17 protein-coding genes are annotated in these 16394 nt (G+C 75.6%); 8 read left to right on the top strand and 9 right to left on the bottom strand.

The genetic code is table 11. From position 1 onward, the window contains the following. Nucleotides 1-109 precede the first annotated feature (109 nt). Together ACI78S_RS22975 and ACI78S_RS22970 are read right to left on the bottom strand one after the other, a co-directional pair. Nucleotides 110-3073: a UPF0182 family membrane protein gene (locus tag ACI78S_RS22975; RefSeq protein ID WP_456977296.1), complete on the bottom strand. Its 2964-nt coding sequence runs from the start codon at nucleotides 3071-3073 to the stop codon at nucleotides 110-112. 178 nt (nucleotides 3074-3251) lie between these two features. Next, complete coding sequence (locus ACI78S_RS22970; protein WP_456977294.1) at nucleotides 3252-4289, bottom strand: YlbL family protein; 1038 nt, start codon at nucleotides 4287-4289, stop codon at nucleotides 3252-3254. Nucleotides 4290-4425: 136 nt separating this feature from the next. Here ACI78S_RS22970 and ACI78S_RS22965 point away from each other — a divergent pair, with 136 nt between their 5' ends. Beyond that, on the top strand, nucleotides 4426-5847 hold the full coding sequence (locus ACI78S_RS22965) for a zinc-dependent metalloprotease (protein ID WP_456977293.1): 1422 nt from the start codon (nucleotides 4426-4428) through the stop codon (nucleotides 5845-5847). 24 nt (nucleotides 5848-5871) lie between these two features. On the opposite strand, the gene ACI78S_RS22960 is transcribed toward ACI78S_RS22965, so the two are convergent. Beyond that, nucleotides 5872-6363 (bottom strand): BLUF domain-containing protein, encoded by a 492-nt coding sequence (locus ACI78S_RS22960; RefSeq protein ID WP_456977292.1) that lies wholly within the window; start codon nucleotides 6361-6363, stop codon nucleotides 5872-5874. A gap of 94 nt (nucleotides 6364-6457) precedes the next feature. Beyond that, nucleotides 6458-7105 (bottom strand): M48 metallopeptidase family protein, encoded by a 648-nt coding sequence (locus ACI78S_RS22955; protein WP_456977291.1) that lies wholly within the window; start codon nucleotides 7103-7105, stop codon nucleotides 6458-6460. Between the two features lie 393 nt (nucleotides 7106-7498). Here ACI78S_RS22955 and ACI78S_RS22950 point away from each other — a divergent pair, with 393 nt between their 5' ends. The 3 genes from ACI78S_RS22950 (at nucleotide 7499) to ACI78S_RS22940 (ending at nucleotide 10251) form a co-directional block, all read left to right on the top strand. Then, nucleotides 7499-7651: a DUF5679 domain-containing protein gene (locus ACI78S_RS22950; protein ID WP_012950213.1), complete on the top strand. Its 153-nt coding sequence runs from the start codon at nucleotides 7499-7501 to the stop codon at nucleotides 7649-7651. Nucleotides 7652-7814: 163 nt separating this feature from the next. Further along, complete coding sequence (locus tag ACI78S_RS22945; protein WP_456977290.1) at nucleotides 7815-8939, top strand: ThiF family adenylyltransferase; 1125 nt, start codon at nucleotides 7815-7817, stop codon at nucleotides 8937-8939. Continuing rightward, the gene (locus tag ACI78S_RS22940) at nucleotides 8929-10251 is read left to right on the top strand and encodes an ABC1 kinase family protein (protein WP_456977289.1); all 1323 of its coding nucleotides are present in this window, start codon (nucleotides 8929-8931) and stop codon (nucleotides 10249-10251) included. The genes ACI78S_RS22945 and ACI78S_RS22940 overlap by 11 nt, the downstream gene beginning before the upstream one ends. 54 nt (nucleotides 10252-10305) lie before the next feature. Here ACI78S_RS22940 and ACI78S_RS22935 read toward each other — a convergent pair whose 3' ends face one another. The 5 genes from ACI78S_RS22935 to ACI78S_RS22915 all read right to left on the bottom strand — a co-directional run bounded on the left by ACI78S_RS22935 (nucleotide 10306) and on the right by ACI78S_RS22915 (nucleotide 13848). After that, nucleotides 10306-10509 carry a hypothetical protein gene (locus ACI78S_RS22935; protein ID WP_456977288.1) on the bottom strand — a complete coding sequence of 68 codons (204 nt, stop codon included), beginning with the start codon at nucleotides 10507-10509 and terminating at the stop codon, nucleotides 10306-10308. 125 nt (nucleotides 10510-10634) lie between these two features. After that, complete coding sequence (locus tag ACI78S_RS22930; RefSeq protein ID WP_456977287.1) at nucleotides 10635-10799, bottom strand: hypothetical protein; 165 nt, start codon at nucleotides 10797-10799, stop codon at nucleotides 10635-10637. A gap of 85 nt (nucleotides 10800-10884) precedes the next feature. Then, nucleotides 10885-11124 (bottom strand): WhiB family transcriptional regulator, encoded by a 240-nt coding sequence (locus ACI78S_RS22925; RefSeq protein WP_456977286.1) that lies wholly within the window; start codon nucleotides 11122-11124, stop codon nucleotides 10885-10887. Between the two features lie 236 nt (nucleotides 11125-11360). Beyond that, entirely contained in the window at nucleotides 11361-11639 is a 279-nt protein-coding gene (locus ACI78S_RS22920) for a hypothetical protein (RefSeq protein WP_456977285.1), read from the bottom strand. Nucleotides 11640-11829: 190 nt separating this feature from the next. Then, nucleotides 11830-13848, bottom strand: coding sequence for an ATP-dependent helicase (locus ACI78S_RS22915; RefSeq protein WP_456977284.1), 2019 nt, complete (start codon nucleotides 13846-13848; stop codon nucleotides 11830-11832). Between the two features lie 156 nt (nucleotides 13849-14004). Between ACI78S_RS22915 and ACI78S_RS22910 the strand changes: the two genes are divergently transcribed. From ACI78S_RS22910 to ACI78S_RS22895, 4 genes are all read left to right on the top strand, one after another. After that, on the top strand, nucleotides 14005-14277 hold the full coding sequence (locus ACI78S_RS22910) for a mycoredoxin (protein WP_456977283.1): 273 nt from the start codon (nucleotides 14005-14007) through the stop codon (nucleotides 14275-14277). A gap of 110 nt (nucleotides 14278-14387) precedes the next feature. Beyond that, entirely contained in the window at nucleotides 14388-15071 is a 684-nt protein-coding gene (locus ACI78S_RS22905) for an ANTAR domain-containing protein (RefSeq protein ID WP_456977282.1), read from the top strand. 344 nt (nucleotides 15072-15415) lie between these two features. Further along, the gene (locus ACI78S_RS22900; RefSeq protein WP_456977281.1) at nucleotides 15416-15721 is read left to right on the top strand and encodes a hypothetical protein; all 306 of its coding nucleotides are present in this window, start codon (nucleotides 15416-15418) and stop codon (nucleotides 15719-15721) included. A gap of 18 nt (nucleotides 15722-15739) precedes the next feature. Continuing rightward, on the top strand, nucleotides 15740-16378 hold the full coding sequence (locus ACI78S_RS22895; protein WP_456977280.1) for a maleylpyruvate isomerase N-terminal domain-containing protein: 639 nt from the start codon (nucleotides 15740-15742) through the stop codon (nucleotides 16376-16378). The last annotated feature ends 16 nt before the right edge of the window (nucleotides 16379-16394 follow it).

Genomic DNA, 16394 nt, shown 5'->3' with positions numbered 1-16394 from the left:
GACGTAGCCCTCGACCGCCTCGGGCGGCAGGTAGCGCCGGGCCATCGCCCGCACGTCGTCCGCGCCGGCCGGGCGGGGGGGGGGGCCCCCCCCCCCCCCCCACCGGGGGTCACTCCGTCGGTGACGCGGCCGCGGCCTGTGCCGCCTGGTAGGCCGACACGGCCGCCTCCAGCCGCTCCAGCGCCTCGCCGGTGGCCGCGAAGTCACCGCTGCGCAGCGCCTCCTGGTAGGCCTGCAGCGCCGCGTCCATGTCCGCGACCGCCTGGTCGAGGGCGGGGTTGGCGCCGGTCGTGCCGTCCCCGCCGTCGTCCGGCGGCGTGGTGGTCGGCGCGGGCGGGGACGTCGTCGGAGTGGGCTCCTCGGTCCCCTCGGTCCCGTCGTCGCCCGGCGGGTCGCCGCTGTCCGCGGCCACCTCCCCCGCGCCGGCCCCGAACACCTGGTCGAGCGCCTCCGCGAGCGTGTTGGCGTACCCGACGCGGTCGCCGTAGTTGACCAGCACCTTCTGCAGCAGCGGGAAGGAGTTCTCCCCGCGGCCCTGCACGTACAGCGGCTCGACGTAGAGCAGGCCGTTCTCGCCGATGGGCAGGGTCAGCAGGTTGCCGAACACCGCCCGCGACTCCTGGCTGTTGAACAGCGTCAGGTCGGGTCTGACCTGGTTGTTCGTGATGAACGACTGCTGCACCTGGCGGGGTCCGCGGAACGGTGTGTTCCCCGGCAGCTGCAGGACCTGGATCTCGCCGTAGCTCTCCGGGTCGCTCGACACCGAGATGAACGCCGAGAGGTTGTCCCGGCGGAAGGCGTTGAGCGCGCTGGTCAGCTGGAAGCTCGCGTTCGGGTCACCGGGCCGCTGGGCCAGGATGTAGTACGGCGGCTGCGCGTCCTGGGTGTCCTGGGTCGGGTCGTCCGGCACCTGCCACCGGTCGCTCTGGTTGTAGAAGTCCTGCGGGTCGGTCACGTGGTACCGGGTCAGGATGTCCCGCTGCAGCTTGAACAGGTCCTGCGGGTACCGCACGTGGCTGACCAGCTCCTCGCTCATGTCGGAGCGCGGCTTGATCGTGCCCGGGAAGGCCTTCTGGAAGGTGCGCAGGACGGGGTCGTCCTCGTCCCACGCGTAGAGGGTGACCGTGCCGTCGTAGGCGTCGACGGTCGCCTTCACGGAGTTGCGGATGTAGTTGAACTGCTCGTCGGGCAGCGCGGCGGTGCCGGCGCCGGTGAGCGAGTCCTGGGCGGCGGTGCCCAGCTCCATCAGCTCGGCGTACGGGTAGGAGTCCGACGTCGTGTAGCCGTCGAGGATCCAGACCACCCGGCCGTCGATCACCGCCGGGTACGGGTCGCCGTCGACCTCGAGGTACGGCGCCGCCTTCTCGACCCGCTGCCGCGGGTCGCGCACGTAGAGCACCTTCGACTCGTCGTTGACCGCGCCGGAGAGCAGGAAGTTCCGCTCCCGGTAGTAGATCGCGAAGGTCAGCTGCCGGAAGAAGCTGCCGATCGCGACGCCGCCCTCGCCGTCGTAGGTGTTGTTGATCTGCCCCTCGTCCGAGCCGCCCTCGGGCCGGTCGAACTCGCGCGGGTCGGTGCCCTCCGGCGCGCCGACGACCGAGTAGTCGTTGATCAGCTCGCCGTAGTAGATCCGCGCCTGCTCGACCTCGATGTCACCCCTGGTCGGCAGGTCCCCGGTGGTGAAGTTCGGCTCCCCGCCCTCCTGGCCGGCGATCACCTCGTTGGCCGGCGCGGCCACGAACCCGTTGCCGTGGGTGTAGACGGTGTGCCGGTTGATCCAGCTGCTCTGGTTCTCGGAGAGGTTGGTGCTGTCGAGCTCGCGGACGGCGACCACGTAGTCGCGGGCCTCCCCGTCGACCGTGTACCGGTCGATGTCCAGCTTCTCCGGGAACCCGTAGACGTTGCGGATCTGCTGGCGCGCGGTGAACGTGTCGGACAGGACGTTCGGGTCGAGCAGCCGCGCGTTCGGGATGGTCTCGGTGTCGTTGCGCAGCTCGGCCAGGGCGGCGTCGGTGTCGACGGACTCGCCCGTGGCGTCCTGCGCGTAGTCGACGTAGTCGACCTCCGAGAGGTCGTAGGCCTGCAGCGTCGAGGCGATGGCCCGCTCGATGTACGGCGCCTCGCGCTGGTCCGGGGTCGGCCGGACGACGAACTGCTGCACGATCGCGGGGTAGGCCACGCCGATCACCAGGCTGGAGATGAGCAGCAGGACCAGGGCCGCGGCCGGCAGCAGGAAGTTGCGGACGACGATGTTGGCGAAGAACGCGATCGCGCAGACGATGGCGACGAACACGAGGATCGTCTTGGGCACCAGCAGCGCGTTGACGTCGGTGTAGCTGGCGCCGGTGAAGACCTCGCCGCGGTCGGAGTAGACCAGCCCGTAGCGGTCCAGCCAGTACGCCACGGCCTTGAGCGCGACGAACAGGCCCAGCAGCACCGACAGCTGCACCCGGGCGGCGCCGGTGAGCTTCTGGCCCGGGGTCTGCAGCCGCAGGCCGCCGAAGACGTAGTGGGTCAGCAGCGAGCCGACCAGCGCCAGCAGCACGATGGCGAAGCCGAAGCCCAGCACCAGCCGCCAGAACGGGTAGTCGAAGACGAAGAACGACAGGTCGATGCCGAACTGGGGGTCGACCTGCCCGAAGTCGGTGGAGTTGCGGAAGGTCAGCCAGGTCTCCCAGCTGCCCTGCGCGGTGAAGCCGGCGAACAGGCCGAGCACCACGGCGATCGCCGACAGCACCAGCGTGCGGCGCGGCTCCAGCGACTGCCGGTACCGCTCGAGGTTCTGCTGCTCGAGCGACATCGGCCGGAAGGTGGGCCGGAACCGGTAGGCGAGGTAGATGGCGAGGGCGACGAGTCCGCCGGTCGCCACGCCGGCGACGGCGAACAGCAGGGCGCGCGTCTGGAGCTCGGTCCAGAAGACCTCGGTGTAGCCGGTCTCGTCGAACCACAGGTAGTCGACGTAGACGTTGGTCAACGTCCCGATGGCCGTGAACAGCACCAGCAGCACGGCGATGGCCCCGATGACCAGCTTCGCGCGACGCGAGAGCGTGGGCACCGACACGGGGGGCCGCATGGCCACGAGCGGTCTCCTTCAGTTGCGGGGTGGCCGGGGCCACGGGTGGGGCTGTGCTGCCCCGGTGCTTCAGATCTGGGTCATCTCAGGACAACGCACCGGGCGGTCCGTGGTTCCCGCACCGCCGGGGCTTGGCCGACAGCTTCCCCCACGCGGGCGCGCCGCGGTGGGCAGGGGCTCAGCACGACGGCGGCGTGCGGCCCTCGCGGTGGTCCGCGAGCGCCTCGAGGGCGTCGTCGAGGGTGGCCACCTTCGCCAGGACCAGCCCGGGCTGCGGGGCCTGGAGTGCCTCGTCGCAGTTGCCCTCGGGCACCAGGAAGAGCGTCGCCCCGATCTCCCGCGCCGAGACCATCTTCAGCTGGATGCCGCCGATCGGGCCGACGGCGCCCTCGAGGTCGATCGTGCCGGTGCCGGCCACGACCTCCCCACCGGTGAGGTCCTCCTCGCCGACCAGCGCGAGGATGCCGAGGGTCAGCATCAGCCCGGCCGAGGGACCGCCCACCTCGCGGCCCCGCTCGTCCTTGACCTGGATGTCGACGTCGAAGGGCGCGGAGGGCTGCACGCGGACGAGCACGCCCAGCAGCGAGCCCTCCCGGTCCTCGGCCGCCCGGGTGGTCACCGTCGTCGTCCCGGGCTCGCCGAGCCGGGTGTAGGCGACCTGGACCGTCGTCCCCCCCGGGATCGAGCCGAGGACGTCGTCGAGCGCCTCGGTGTCCGGGGTCGGCCGGCCGTCGACCGACTCGATCGCGTCGCCCTCCTCCAGCCGCCCGTCGGAGGGCGAGTCGTCGGAGAGGCCCTGGACGACGACCTTGTCCGGGTAGCCGAGGCGGTCCAGGGCGAGGGTCTCGGCGGTCTCCTCGGAGGTCAGGAACGCCTCGCGGTTCTGCTGCCGGGTCTCCTCCGGCGTCTGGTCCGGCGGGTACACCGACTCCTCCGGGACGACGGTCACCTCGTCGTCGAACCAGCCGCGCACCGCCTCGACCAGGCTCAGGCCCGCGCCGCTGACCCCCACCGTCGTCAGGTTCAGGTTGCCGTCGACGTCGTTGGCCTCCCGGCCCTCGACCGTGATGATCGGCGTGCCGTCGATCTCGCCGACGGTGTTGTAGGTGGGCCCGGGCACCTCCGCCACGTACGGCACCGGCACCGCCGCGCCCAGCAGCCCGAAGACCACCAGCAGGACGGCACCGACCACCACGACGGCGCTGCGACGAGTCACGTCGGGCCAGCCTAGCGACAGGACCGCCTGCCCCCGCGGCTCGCGGGCTCGTGGCGGGGCCCTGCAGGGGCCGGACCTACGCTGAGAGCGGACGCGGGCCGCCGCCACCGGAAGATCACGCGACTACCGTGGTGGCATGAGCGACCTGCCGTTCGGCTTCGGGCTCCCCGACCGCGACCCCGAGGGCAACGACCCGGCGAAGCGGAACCAGCCGCCCCCGGGCGCCGACCCCTTCGGGTTCGCCGCCCTGTTCGGCGGGGCCGGCGGCGCCGGCGGCGCGGGCTCACCGGAGGACCTGCTCGGCAAGATGCCGCTGTTCGCCGAGCTGCAGAAGCTGATGAGCTGGTCGGGCGGCCCCGTCAACTGGGACCTGGCCCGCCAGGGGGCCATCAGCCAGCTCGCCGCCGGGCACCAGCCGACGTCGGAGGCGGAGCGCACCGCGGTCGCCGAGGCGCTGCGGCTGGCCGACCTCTGGCTCGACCCGGCGACCGACCTCCCGTCGGGCGTGGACCGGGCGCTGGCGTGGTCGCGGGTCGAGTGGGTCGAGCAGACCCTGCCGGCCTGGAGCGCGCTGATCGACCCGCTCGCCGAGCGGGTGGTGGCCGCGATGACCAGCGCGCTGCCCCAGGAGGCGGCCGGCATGCTCGGCCCGATCGCCGGGATCATGGGCCGGATGGGCGGCATGATGTTCGGCGCCCAGGTGGGGCAGGCGCTGGGCCGGCTCGCCGACGAGGTCGTCACCAGCACCGACGTCGGCCTGCCGCTGGCCCCGCCCGGGGCGGGCGTCCTCGTGCCGCAGAACGTGGCCGAGTTCGCCAGCGGCCTCGACCGGCCCGCCGACGAGGTGCGGCTGTTCCTGGCCCTGCGCGAGGCCGCCTCCCAGCGGCTGTTCGCCCACGTCCCCTGGCTGCGCCAGCAGCTGTCCGACGCCGTCCACGCGTACGCGCGCGGCATCAAGGTCGACCGCGAGGCGATCGAGCGGGGCATCGCCGAGGCGATGAGCGGCATGGAGGGGGGCATCGACCCGAGCAACCCCGAGGCCATCCAGCAGCTGCTGGGCAGCGGCCTGCTGGAGCCGGAGGAGACCCCCGAGCAGCAGATGGCGCTGCGCCGGCTGGAGACGCTGCTGGCCCTGGTGGAGGGCTGGGTCGACACGGTGGTCGCCGCCGCCGCGGGCGACCGGCTGCCCGGCCACCAGGCGCTGGCCGAGACGATGCGCCGACGCCGCGCCTCCGGCGGCCCGGCCGAGCAGACCTTCGCCACCCTCGTGGGGCTGGAGCTGCGCCCGCGCCGGCTGCGCGACGCGGCGACCGTGTGGGCCGCGATGGGCGCGCAGCACGGGATCGACGCCCGCGACCGCCTCTGGTCGCACCCCGACCTGCTGCCGACCTCGGACGACCTCGACGAGCCCCTCGACTTCGTCGCCCGCCAGGGGCTGGACGACGAGCTGGCCGCCCTCACCGCCGACGACGCCGGCGACCCGGCCGACGGCGACCGCCCGGCCGAGCAGGACGGCGAGGACGACCAGCCGGGCGAGGACGGCCCTGCGGCCCGGTGAGCGGCGGCGGTCGCGGCCGGCGCCTCAGACCGTCTGCGCCGCCGACCGCACCGCCTCGCGCATGACGTCGAGCACCTGCTCCTGATCGGGCGTCGTCGGCCGCCCGGCGGCGCGCGAGATGCCGTCGGTGTGCGCGATGAGGGGGATGTCGGGCCCGTCGGCCTCGTCCGAGACCCGCGCCATGGCCCAGCGGGCGAAGACCCGCAGCGGGACCGGCTCGGTCTCCAGCAGGGTGGTCCGCTCGTGCCGGACGTCGCGCTCGATACGGGCGCAGAGGCCGCGGACGGCGTCCTCCTCCCCTTCGAGGACCTGGCCGAACCAGTCGCCGTGGACGAGCAGCGCCCCGGTGGTCTGCCGGTCCTTGTCGTTGCGGCGCGCCTGGGTGAACAGGCTGCCGAGCTCCCGCTTGCGCTCCGCCGCCGGCTGCGGCTGCGGTACGTCAGCCGGAACACCGGCCCCTGCTGCGCGACGTCCGGCATGGCCGCCTCCCTCGGGCGGCCGAGGACGCGGGCCCACCGGTGGCGGCCACCCGCAGCGGAGCGTGTGCACGGGCCCCGCGGTCCCGACGTCTCACTGTGCGACGGCCGGCCGGGGGCCCGCCGCCCGCGCCTCACTCGACGAGGTCGGCGCCGTCCGCCAGGTGGCCGGCGGCGTTGGCCAGCTCCACCCCCTCGAGGAAGCCGCGGGCCCGCTCGGCCTTGGGGTAGCGGGCGACCAGTGCCCAGAAGCGCTCGTCGTGGCCCGGCTCCAGCAGGTGCACGAGCTCGTGCACCAGCACGTAGTCGACGACGTACTCGGGCATGGTGCGCAACCGGCTGGAGAGGCGGATGCTGCCGTCGGCCGGGGTGCACGACCCCCACCGGCGGTGCTGGTTGTCGACCCAGCGGACGCTGGCCGGCTGCGGGACGCCGTCGAGGTGCGCCGCCGACAGCGCCCGCGCCCGCGCCATGAGCTCGGTGTCGCCGCCGAGCGAGCGGCGCCGGCGCTCCTCCCGCGTCTGCAGCTTGGCCACCATCTGGGCCACCCAGCGCCGCTCCTCCGCGGGGCTGAACGCCGCGGGGATCAGCACGACGGTGCGGCCCAGCTCCCGGTAGGCGGTGACGGTGCGCCGGCGGCGGGCGCTGCGCCGTACCTCGACGTCGGCCGGCAGCTCGTCCGTCGACCGGCGGCCGCTGCGGGCGGCCGGCAGCGCGCGGCCGCCCGAGCGGGCGGCCGGAGGACGGGAGCTGTCGGGAGCGTCGGGGAGCGAGCCGGGCACGGCTGCACCGTATCCAGAGGTGGCCGGTGGCGCGCGCACGACTCCACCCGGTCGGGCGCGGTTCGTCCGGTCGGTGGACAACCGTCCCGGGAGGACTCCCCCGATGGGCTGGAACCGACGCCGTTCCACAACCCCTGGAGCGGCTGTCCGCCCAGGTGAGGGCCCGTTTCGCCGGCATCGGCCGGCCGCGCGACCGCACCGGCGTCCCAAGGTTCCGCACAGGGACACGCCGCCGCGTCCCCACACCGTCCACACGGTTGTCCACAGGCTGGGGACGTCGGCGGGCGCCCGGCCCACCCCACCAGCGAGAACACGTCGGCTCTGCCGGGTAGCGTCCCCCGACAGCGGCGCCCCGACGGGCCAGTGGGACGCCTTCGACACCGAGGAGAGACCGTGGCGGAGAGCTACAACGGTTACTGCGTGAAGTGCAAGGAGAAGCGGGACTTCGACGGCGAGGTCAAGGTCAGCGAGTCCGGTCGCCGGATGGCGCAGGGGACCTGCCCGGTGTGCGGCACCAAGATGAACCGGATCCTCGGCAAGGCCTGAAGAAGGACCCCGTCCTCCCCACCCCTCGCAGGCTCAGGGTGGGCTCCGGGACGGGGCCGGACGGCGGCGTCCCGCAACTGCGCGACGCCGCCGTCGGCGTCTGCGGGGGCGCCCTGTGGACGGCGGCAGCGCCGTCGCCCGCCCCGCTGCGACGCTCCACCGCGTGACGCATCCCCTGCTCCCCTCCTCCGTCCCGGTGCTGCGCGACGGGCCCGACGCGGTCCGGGTCGGCGGGGTGGACTCGGCCCCCGGCCTGCTCGTCACGAGGGGCGGGGGCTGGGTGCGCGAGCTGCTGCGCTCGCTCGACGGGCGGCGGGCCCAGCGGGTCGTGCTCGCCGACGCCACCCGCGACGGGGTGGACCCCGCGGCCGTGCGGGCGCTGCTCGAGGGGCTGCGCGCCACGGGCCTGCTGGTCGACGTCGACCCGGCCGACCTGCTGGCCTCCGACGCCGGCCCGGCCGCCGGCACGCGCACCACCGCGGAGCTGCCCGCCGCGCTGGCCGGCACCCCGCTCGGCTGGCGGTCGCGCCGGGCCGCGGCGGTGGTCGTGGAGGGCGCCACCCGCGTCGGCACCCCGCTGGCCGCCGTCCTCGCGGCCAGCGGGGTGGGCCGGGTGAGCATCCGCGACGACGGCGTGACCACGGCCGCGGACGCGGTCGTCGGCGGGCTCACCGCCGCCGACGAGGGCCGGCCCCGGTCGCTGGCGGCCGCCGACGCGGTGCGCCGCGCCAGCCCGCTGACCGACCTGCGGCCGCTGCCGCCGGGCGCCGCCGCCGACGTCGTCGTCCTGACCCGGCCCTGGGCCGCCTCCGACCCGCTGGTCGCCGGCGTGCACCGGGCCGGGGTGCCGCACCTGGTGGCCACCGTCCGCGGCCAGACCGGTGTCGTCGGGCCGCTCGTGGTCCCCGGCGTGACCAGCTGCCTGCGCTGCGCCGACCTGCACCGCCGGGACGCCGACCCGCGCTGGCCGGGGCTGGCCGCCCAGCTCACCGCCGGCGAGGCCGCCGCCTCCGGGGCCACCGTGACCTGCCTGCTCACCGCCGTCGTCGCCGCGCTGCAGGTGCTGGCCTTCCTCGACGGCTCCGCGGCCCCGGCCGCGCTGGAGGCGACCGTCGAGCTCGCCCCGCCCGATCTCCTCCCCCGGCTGCGGCGCTGGCCGGCCCACCCCGCGTGCGGCTGCCGCGCCGGCGCACCGGCGGAACTGCTGCGGCCCCTTTCGGATGACGCGCACGGGGCGTCCGTCGGCGGTCGCGGGGCACGGCAGGGACAATGGCACGGTGAGCGATGACGGACGGGGGATCCCGCGGGGATCTGTCTCGCGGACCGCCCGCCTGGCGTCACTCCCGCTGGGAGCCGCGGGACGCGCCACTCTCGGGATCGGCAAGCGGCTCTCCGGCCGGCCGGCCGAGGCGGTGCAGGCCGAGCTGCAGCAGCGCACCGCCGAGCAGCTGTTCGCCGTGCTGGGCCAGCTCAAGGGCGGGGCGATGAAGCTGGGGCAGACGCTGTCGGTGTTCGAGGCCGCGGTGCCCGACGAGATCGCGGCGCCGTACCGCGAGGCGCTGGTCAAGCTGCAGGCGGAGGCGCCGCCGATGCCGGCACGGACCGTGCACGCCGTGCTGGCCCAGCAGCTGGGCGGCCGCTGGCGCGAGCGGTTCGAGCACTTCGACGACATGCCGGCCGCCGCCGCCAGCATCGGCCAGGTGCACCGGGCGACCTGGCACGACGGCCGCGACGTGGCCGTGAAGATCCAGTACCCGGGTGCGGCGACGGCGCTGATCGCCGACCTCAACCAGCTGGCCCGCTTCGGCCGGCTGTTCGCGGCGCTGTTCCCCGGCATGGACGTCAAGCCGCTGATCGCCGAGCTCAAGGCCCGGGCGGTGGAGGAGCTCGACTACGGGCTGGAGGCCGACGCGCAGCGCGCGTTCGCCGCCGCCTACGCCGGCGACCCGCAGATCGCCGTCCCCCGGGTGGTGGCTAGCGCCCCCAAGGTGATCGTGTCCGAGTGGCTCGAGGGGACCCCGCTGTCGCGGGTGATCGCCTCCGGCAGCCGGGAGGAGCGCGACCGGGCCGGCCACCTGCTGGCGGTCCTGCACTTCTCCGGTCCCGAGCGGGCCGGGCTGCTGCACGCCGACCCGCACCCGGGCAACTTCCGGCTGCTCGCCGACGGCCGCATGGGGGTCATCGACTTCGGCGCCACGGCGCGGCTGCCCGACGGCCACCCCGAGCCCATCGGCCGGATGCTGCGCTGGGCGCTCGAGGGGCGGGCCGAGGACGTGCTCGCCGACCTGCGGGTCGAGGGCTTCGTCCGGCCGAACGTGGAGGTCGACGCCCAGTCGGTGCTCGGCTACCTGCGGCCGCTGCTCGCGCCGATCGAGGGGCACCACTTCCACTTCACCCGCGCCTGGATGCAGGAGCAGGCGGCGCGGATCGCCGACCCCCGCAACGAGGCCAGCCGGCTGGGCCGGCAGCTGAACCTGCCGCCGGCCTACCTGCTCATCCACCGCGTGACGATGGGGTCGATCGGGGTGCTCTGCCAGCTCGACGCGGCCGGCGACTTCCGCGGCGTGCTCGAGCAGTGGCTGCCCGGTTTCACGGAGTAGGACGCCCCGGCCACCGCGTCTGCAGCGCCGGCGAGCGGTGGGGCAGCGGGTCGTTCAGGGGTCCAGCCGGGCCTCGAGGTCGCGGACGTGCCGGCGCGCGCAGTGCGGGCACAGCGCCGTCGTCCGCAGCTCGTCGGACGTGCGGGGACCGGTGCGCCCGGTCGCCCGGGCCGGGCGGCTGAGCGACCACCCGGCCGCGACGTCGCCGGCGTCCCCGGCGCGTCCGCAGCCGGTGCAGGTCAGCTCCTCGGCGGCCACCACCCCACTCTGCCCCGGCCGGGGCTCGAGGAGAAGACGGACGGGGGGCCGGGTCCGGACGCACCGGGAGCGTCCGGGACCCGGCCCCGGCGGGTGCGGGGAGAGGTCCCCGCGGGAGGTCGCCGTCAGCGGACGGCGGCGCTGGCCCGGGCGGCGCGCCGCGACGCGGACTCCGCGCGGCGGGCCCACCTGCGGGCGGCACGCACCCGGCGCGCACGGGCGTACGCGTCGGCGTCGGCCTGCAGGTCACGGAGGTGGCTGCGGACCAGGTCCTGCTCGATGAGGCTCATGATCGTTCCTTCGGTCTCGAATCCCTGCTCCCCGCGCGGCGGGCGGGGAAGGTGCTGCGGACGGGTGCGGTCGGTCGCTGCCGTCTCATGCGGCGACCTCCTTGCGGGGGCGACCCCGCGGCCGCTTGCGCGGGATGACGACCCCGCGCTCGAAGATCTCGCCACCCCAGACGCCCCACGGCTCGCCGCGGTCCAGGGCGCCGGCCAGGCAGGCCGCGCGCACCGGGCACTCGGCGCAGAAGCTCTTCGCCTGCTCCAGCTGGGCCGGGCTCTCGGCGAACCACAGCTCCGGGTCCTCGACCCGGCACGGCAGCGGGCGCCGCACCGGTGCCGGGGGCAGCGGCGACCGGGGCCGTCTCGGGTTGGGGCCACCTGACCGGGGGAGCCCGGTACGGCGGTGGGCGATCGTCTGCATCACTGCCGCTCTCCTCCTCGTTCTCGTCCTGTCACGGCCGGCGGGGGCCCGCCGACCGGTGGTCGGGGCCGAGAGCCGCGGACATCGAAAAGGCCGCGGATCCCGGGTCTCGGGTTCCGCGGCCTCGGAGGAGGACCGGCGAGCGGCTAGCTCTGCGGTCTCCCCGGGGAGTGGATCCCGAGGGGGGTGGTGCCGTCGTTCGGGGTGGTGCCGTCGTGCTTCTGGGTGGGCAGCAGGGCCGGCTCGAAGCCCATGACCGGGCCGCGGCGCCGCTGCGCGGCGGCGAAGGGCACACCGGTCCCCTGCGCATCGGCGAGGGCGCCGATCAGGGACGGGCGGACGGCGGCGCAGGCGTACGGGCGCACGACGACGCTCCCCGTGCCGGGAACCCAGGCGGGAGCGAACGAGATGGTGTTGGTGGTCATCAGTGCCCCCTCCTTCCCGGGGTCGGAGCGCGGCCCGCCGGCCGTCTCAGGTCTGGACGCCCCAGGGGTTCCCTCGAGCGCAGACAGGACAGTAGGGCTGGCCCGCTGGAACGGTCAACGCAATTAACGAAGAGTTCCCCGACGGGGTCGGCGAACCGGCTCCGGCCCGTCTCGCCGTCGCTCTGCGAGGTCAGCCGCTCACCGTGGCGAGGACGTCCTCGCCGTAGAGCTCGAGCTTCTTCGCGCCGATGCCGGGCAGCCCGGAGAGCTCCCGCAGGCTCGACGGCCGGCTCTCGGCGATCGCCTGCAGGGTGGCGTCGCTGAACACCACGTAGGCCGGGACGGACGCGGACTGCGCGGCCTGGCTGCGCCAGGCGCGCAGCTTCTCGAACAGCTCCCCCGCCTCCCCCTCGAGCACGACCTTCTGCTTCTTCGCCGCGCGCCGCGCCGGGGGCGCGGTCGGCGCGGACTCCGGCGCCAGCCCGGTGAGGAACCGGCTGCGCGGCCGCGACCGCCGTCCGCCCGGGTTGCGGGACAGCGACCAGGACAACGTCAGCTGCTCCCGCGCCCGGGTGACGGCCACGTAGAGCAGCCGCCGCTCCTCCTCGACGGCGTCGGGCCGCGACAGCGACTGGGCGATCGGGACGACGCCGTCGACCAGGCCGACGACGAAGACGACGTCCCACTCCAGGCCCTTGGCGGCGTGCATCGAGGCGAGCGTGACGCCCTGCACGGTCGGGGCGTGCTGGGCGTCGGCCCGCTCGGCCAGGTGCGCGACGAAGCCGGCGAGGTCGAGGGTCCGGTTCTCGGCGACCAGGTCGACGGCGAGGTCGACGAGGGCGGCCAGCGACTGCCAGCGGTCGCGGGCCGCGCCGCCGGCGGGCGGCCGGTGCTCGGCCCAGCCCATGGAGGCGAGCACGTCGCGCACCGCGGGCACGAGCATCCCCGGCTCGTTGCCGCCGGCCGCGGCGCCGCGCAGCAGCACGATCGCCTCGCGGACCTCGGGCCGCTCGAAGAACCGCTCGCCGCCCTTGAGCACGTAGGGGACGCCGGCGTCGGTGAGCGCGTTCTCGTAGACCTCCGACTGCGCGTTGATCCGGAACAGCACGGCGATCTCGGAGGCCGGGGTGCCCGCGTCGATGAGCGCCCGGCAGCGCGCGGCCACCGCCGCGGCCTCGGCCGGCTCGTCGGGGTGCTCGCGGAACACCGGTTCCGCCCCCTCGGCGCGCTGGCCCAGCAGCCGCAGGCCCGGCAGGCCCTTGCGCCGCGGCGCCTGCCCGATCAGCTTGTTGGCCAGCCCGACCACCTGCGGCGTGGAGCGGTAGTCGCGCTCGAGCTTGACCACCTCGGCGTCGGGATAGCGGTCGGCGAAGCCGAGCAGGTAGTCGGGGTCGGCGCCGGTGAACGAGTAGATCGTCTGGTTGGGGTCACCGACGACGCACACCTCTGCCCGCCCGCCGAGCCAGGCGTCGAGCAGCCGCTGCTGCAGCGGGTTGACGTCCTGGTACTCGTCGACGACGAAGTGCCGGTACTGGGCGCGCACCTGCCGGGCGACGTCGGGGTGCTCCTCGAGGGCGTAGGCGGTGACCAGGAGCAGGTCCTCGAAGTCCAGCACGCCCTCGCGCTGCTTGGCCGCCTCGTAGCTCTCGTAGACGCGGGCGACCGCCGCCGCCTCGAACGGCGGCTCGCGGCCGGCGGCCTGCGCGCGGGCCGGGTAGTCGTCGGCGGTGGCGAGCGTGGTCTTGGCCCACTCGATCTCGCTGGCGAGGTCGCGCAGGCTGGTGCGGTCGGTGGACAGCCGCGCCCGCGAGGCGGCCGAGGCCACCAGGCGCAGCTTGTTCTCGACCAGGCCCGGCATCGGGCCGCCCAGCACCTTGGGGGCGAAGTAGCGCAGCTGGCGCATGGCCGCTGAGTGGAAGGTGCGGGCCTGGACGCCGCCGACGCCCAGGGCGGCCAGCCGCTGCCGCAGCTCCCCCGCCGCCCGGGCGGTGAACGTCACGGCGAGGACCTGCTCGGGCACGAACGCCCCGCGGTGGACGCCGTAGGCGATCCGGTGGGTGATCGTCCGGGTCTTGCCGGTGCCCGCGCCGGCGAGGATGCAGACCGGCCCGGAGATCGCCTGCGCCGCGGCGCGCTGCTCGTCGTCCAGCCCGGCGAGGACCGCCTCCGCACCGGAGACGGTCCCCGTCGCCCCGCCGATCCCCGGCATCCCGGCTCCCCTCTGCTCGCACCCGCCGGACCGATACTCCCAGCCGCCGCCGACGTCCGGCGGGAAGCATCCCCAGGAGCCCCGCGTTCAACTCCCGGACACCTGTCCACCCCCCGGGGTGGACCCACGCGCACGCATCCAGGAGGATCCCGACCGATGACTGCCGCCACCGCCGCCGTGACCATGTACACCACCACGTGGTGCGGCTACTGCGCTCGGCTCAAGAGGCTGATGCAGCGCGAGGGCATCGAGTTCTCGGAGGTCGACATCGAGACCGACGAGCAGGCGGCGGACCTGGTGATGGCGGCCAACGGCGGCAACCGCACCGTCCCGACGCTCGTCTTCGCCGACGGGACCGCTCTGACCAACCCCAGCATCGACCAGGTCAAGAACGCTCTCGCGCAGTCATCGGAGCTGAACGGCGCGTGATCCCCGGTCCGCGACCCCCCAGGGGGCATGATCGCCCCGTGGCGGGCCGCGACCGCGGCCGCGCCCCGGTCCGGCCGTTGCGGCCGGGTCAGCCCGTGGAGGGTCCCGGGATGAGCGTGCGCGGTGAACGCACCGGCGCCGCTGCGGCATGCCCTGAAACGGTCCAGCCGCCCGAGCTGCCGGCGGGCGCCGACGCGCTCGTCGCCGTCGTCCGCACCGGGCGCGGCTGGTCGGTGGTCTGCCCCGACGGCGCCACGGCCGTCTCCTCGCTCGTCGAGGGGCTCTCCCTGGCCGACCTCCTCGGCGAGGAGTTCGGCATCCCCTGCGAGCCCGACCGGACGGCCCGGCGCTCCGCCCGCGGACGCACCGACGAGGCCGGCGCCGAGGACCCGCGCGACGCCCGGATCGCGGCGCTGGAGCGCACCGTCGCCCAGCTGGAGCACGCCCTGGCGGCGCGGGTCTCCACCGAGCGCGCGATCGGCGTGCTGGCCGAGCGCGAGGGCGTCAGCCCGCGCACCGCCTTCGAGGACCTGCGCCGCTCGGCCCGCTCCTCCGGCCGCCCCGTGCACGAGCTGGCCCGCGAGGTCCTCGAGTCCCTCCCCGACGACGACGCCGCTACCGAGGCCGCTCCCGACACCGGGAACCGTGCCCGGCCGGAGCCCGGGCCGGCGCTCGTGCGGGACGCCGTGCCGGCCGGCCCGGCGCCCCGCCCCCGGCCCCCGTTCGGGCGGCGCCCCGACCACGCCCGCCCCCGCTCCGCTGCCGCGCCCGGCGCCGGGGACGGCCGGTCCTGACCCGGCCGCACCCCCTCACCCCGGCCGCGCTGGCCGACCGGCTCGCCGCCGCGCTGGCCGCCCTCCCGCCCGAGCCCGGCGCCACGGCGCTGCGGGTCGCCGTCGACGGGCACCCCGCCGCAGGGCCCGCGGACCTCGCCACCGCGGTCGCCGACCGGCTGCCGGCGCTGGGCCGGGCCGCGGTCGTCGTCCCGGCCGTCGGCTTCTACCGCCCGGCGTCGCTGCGTTTCGAGCACGGCCGCACCGACCCGGACGCCCGCTACACCGACTGGCTCGACGCCGGCGCGCTCGCCCGGGAGGTCCTCGACCCGCTCGGGCCCGGCGGCAGCGGGCTGTACCTGCCCGTGCTCTGGGACCTCGGACGCGACCGCGCGGCGCGGGCCGCCCGCGAGCCCATGCCCGCGGGCGGGGTGGTGCTGGTGGCCGGTGCGCTGCTGCAGGGCCTCGGCCTGGCCTTCGACGTCGCCGTCCACCTGCGGATGAGCCCCGCCGCCCGCCGCCGGCGCACGCCTCCGGAGGAGGCGTGGGAGCTGCCCGCCTTCGACCGCTACGACGCCGAGGTCGACCCCGAGGCGCTCGCCGACGCCGTCGTGCTGGCCGACCACCCCGACCGGCCCGCCCTGGTGCTGGCCGGGCGGCTCGCCGGCTGAGCCTGGCAGGCTCCTCGCATGACCACCGGACCCGACGAGGCCTTCCCGGCGGCCGCCGCGATCGCCCTGGACCTGATCGCCCTGCCCGAGGTGGCCGAGCGCTGGTCGGAGCCGAGCGCGCTGCCGCGGATGTCCGTCGGTGCCCTGGCCTGCCACCTCGGCCGGCAGCCGGTCCGGGCCGCGGAGCTGCTGCCGCTGACGCCCGGCGGCCTGCCCGTCCTCGGTTCGGTCGACGCGCACTACCACCGCGCGGCCTGGGTGCGGGCCACCTCGCCGGACGACCCGGTCAACGACCGCAGCGCCGACGACGCCGACGCGGCGCTGGGGCCGGCCGCGCTGCTCGAGCGCACCGCGTCGGCGCTGGAGATGGTGCGGCAGCTGCTGCGCACCGGCGCCGCCGAGGAGGTGGTCCCCGTCCCCTGGCAGGGGTGGGCGCTGCACCGCCGCGACTTCCTGCTCACCCGGCTGGTCGAGGTCGTCGTGCACTCCGACGACCTGGCCGCCAGCCTGGGCGTCGCCACCCCGGAGTTCCCGGAGGAGGCGTTCGCGCCGGTCCGCGACCTCCTGGTGCGGCTGGCGGTGGAACGCCACGGTCAGTCGGCGCTGATCGGCACGCTGGCCCGCGCCGAGCGCACCCGTCCGATCTCGGCGTTCTAGCGCCGCGGCCCGGACG

The organism is Geodermatophilus sp. SYSU D00815, assembly GCF_054050035.1.
This window is presented reverse-complemented; position numbering and strand designations above follow the sequence as displayed.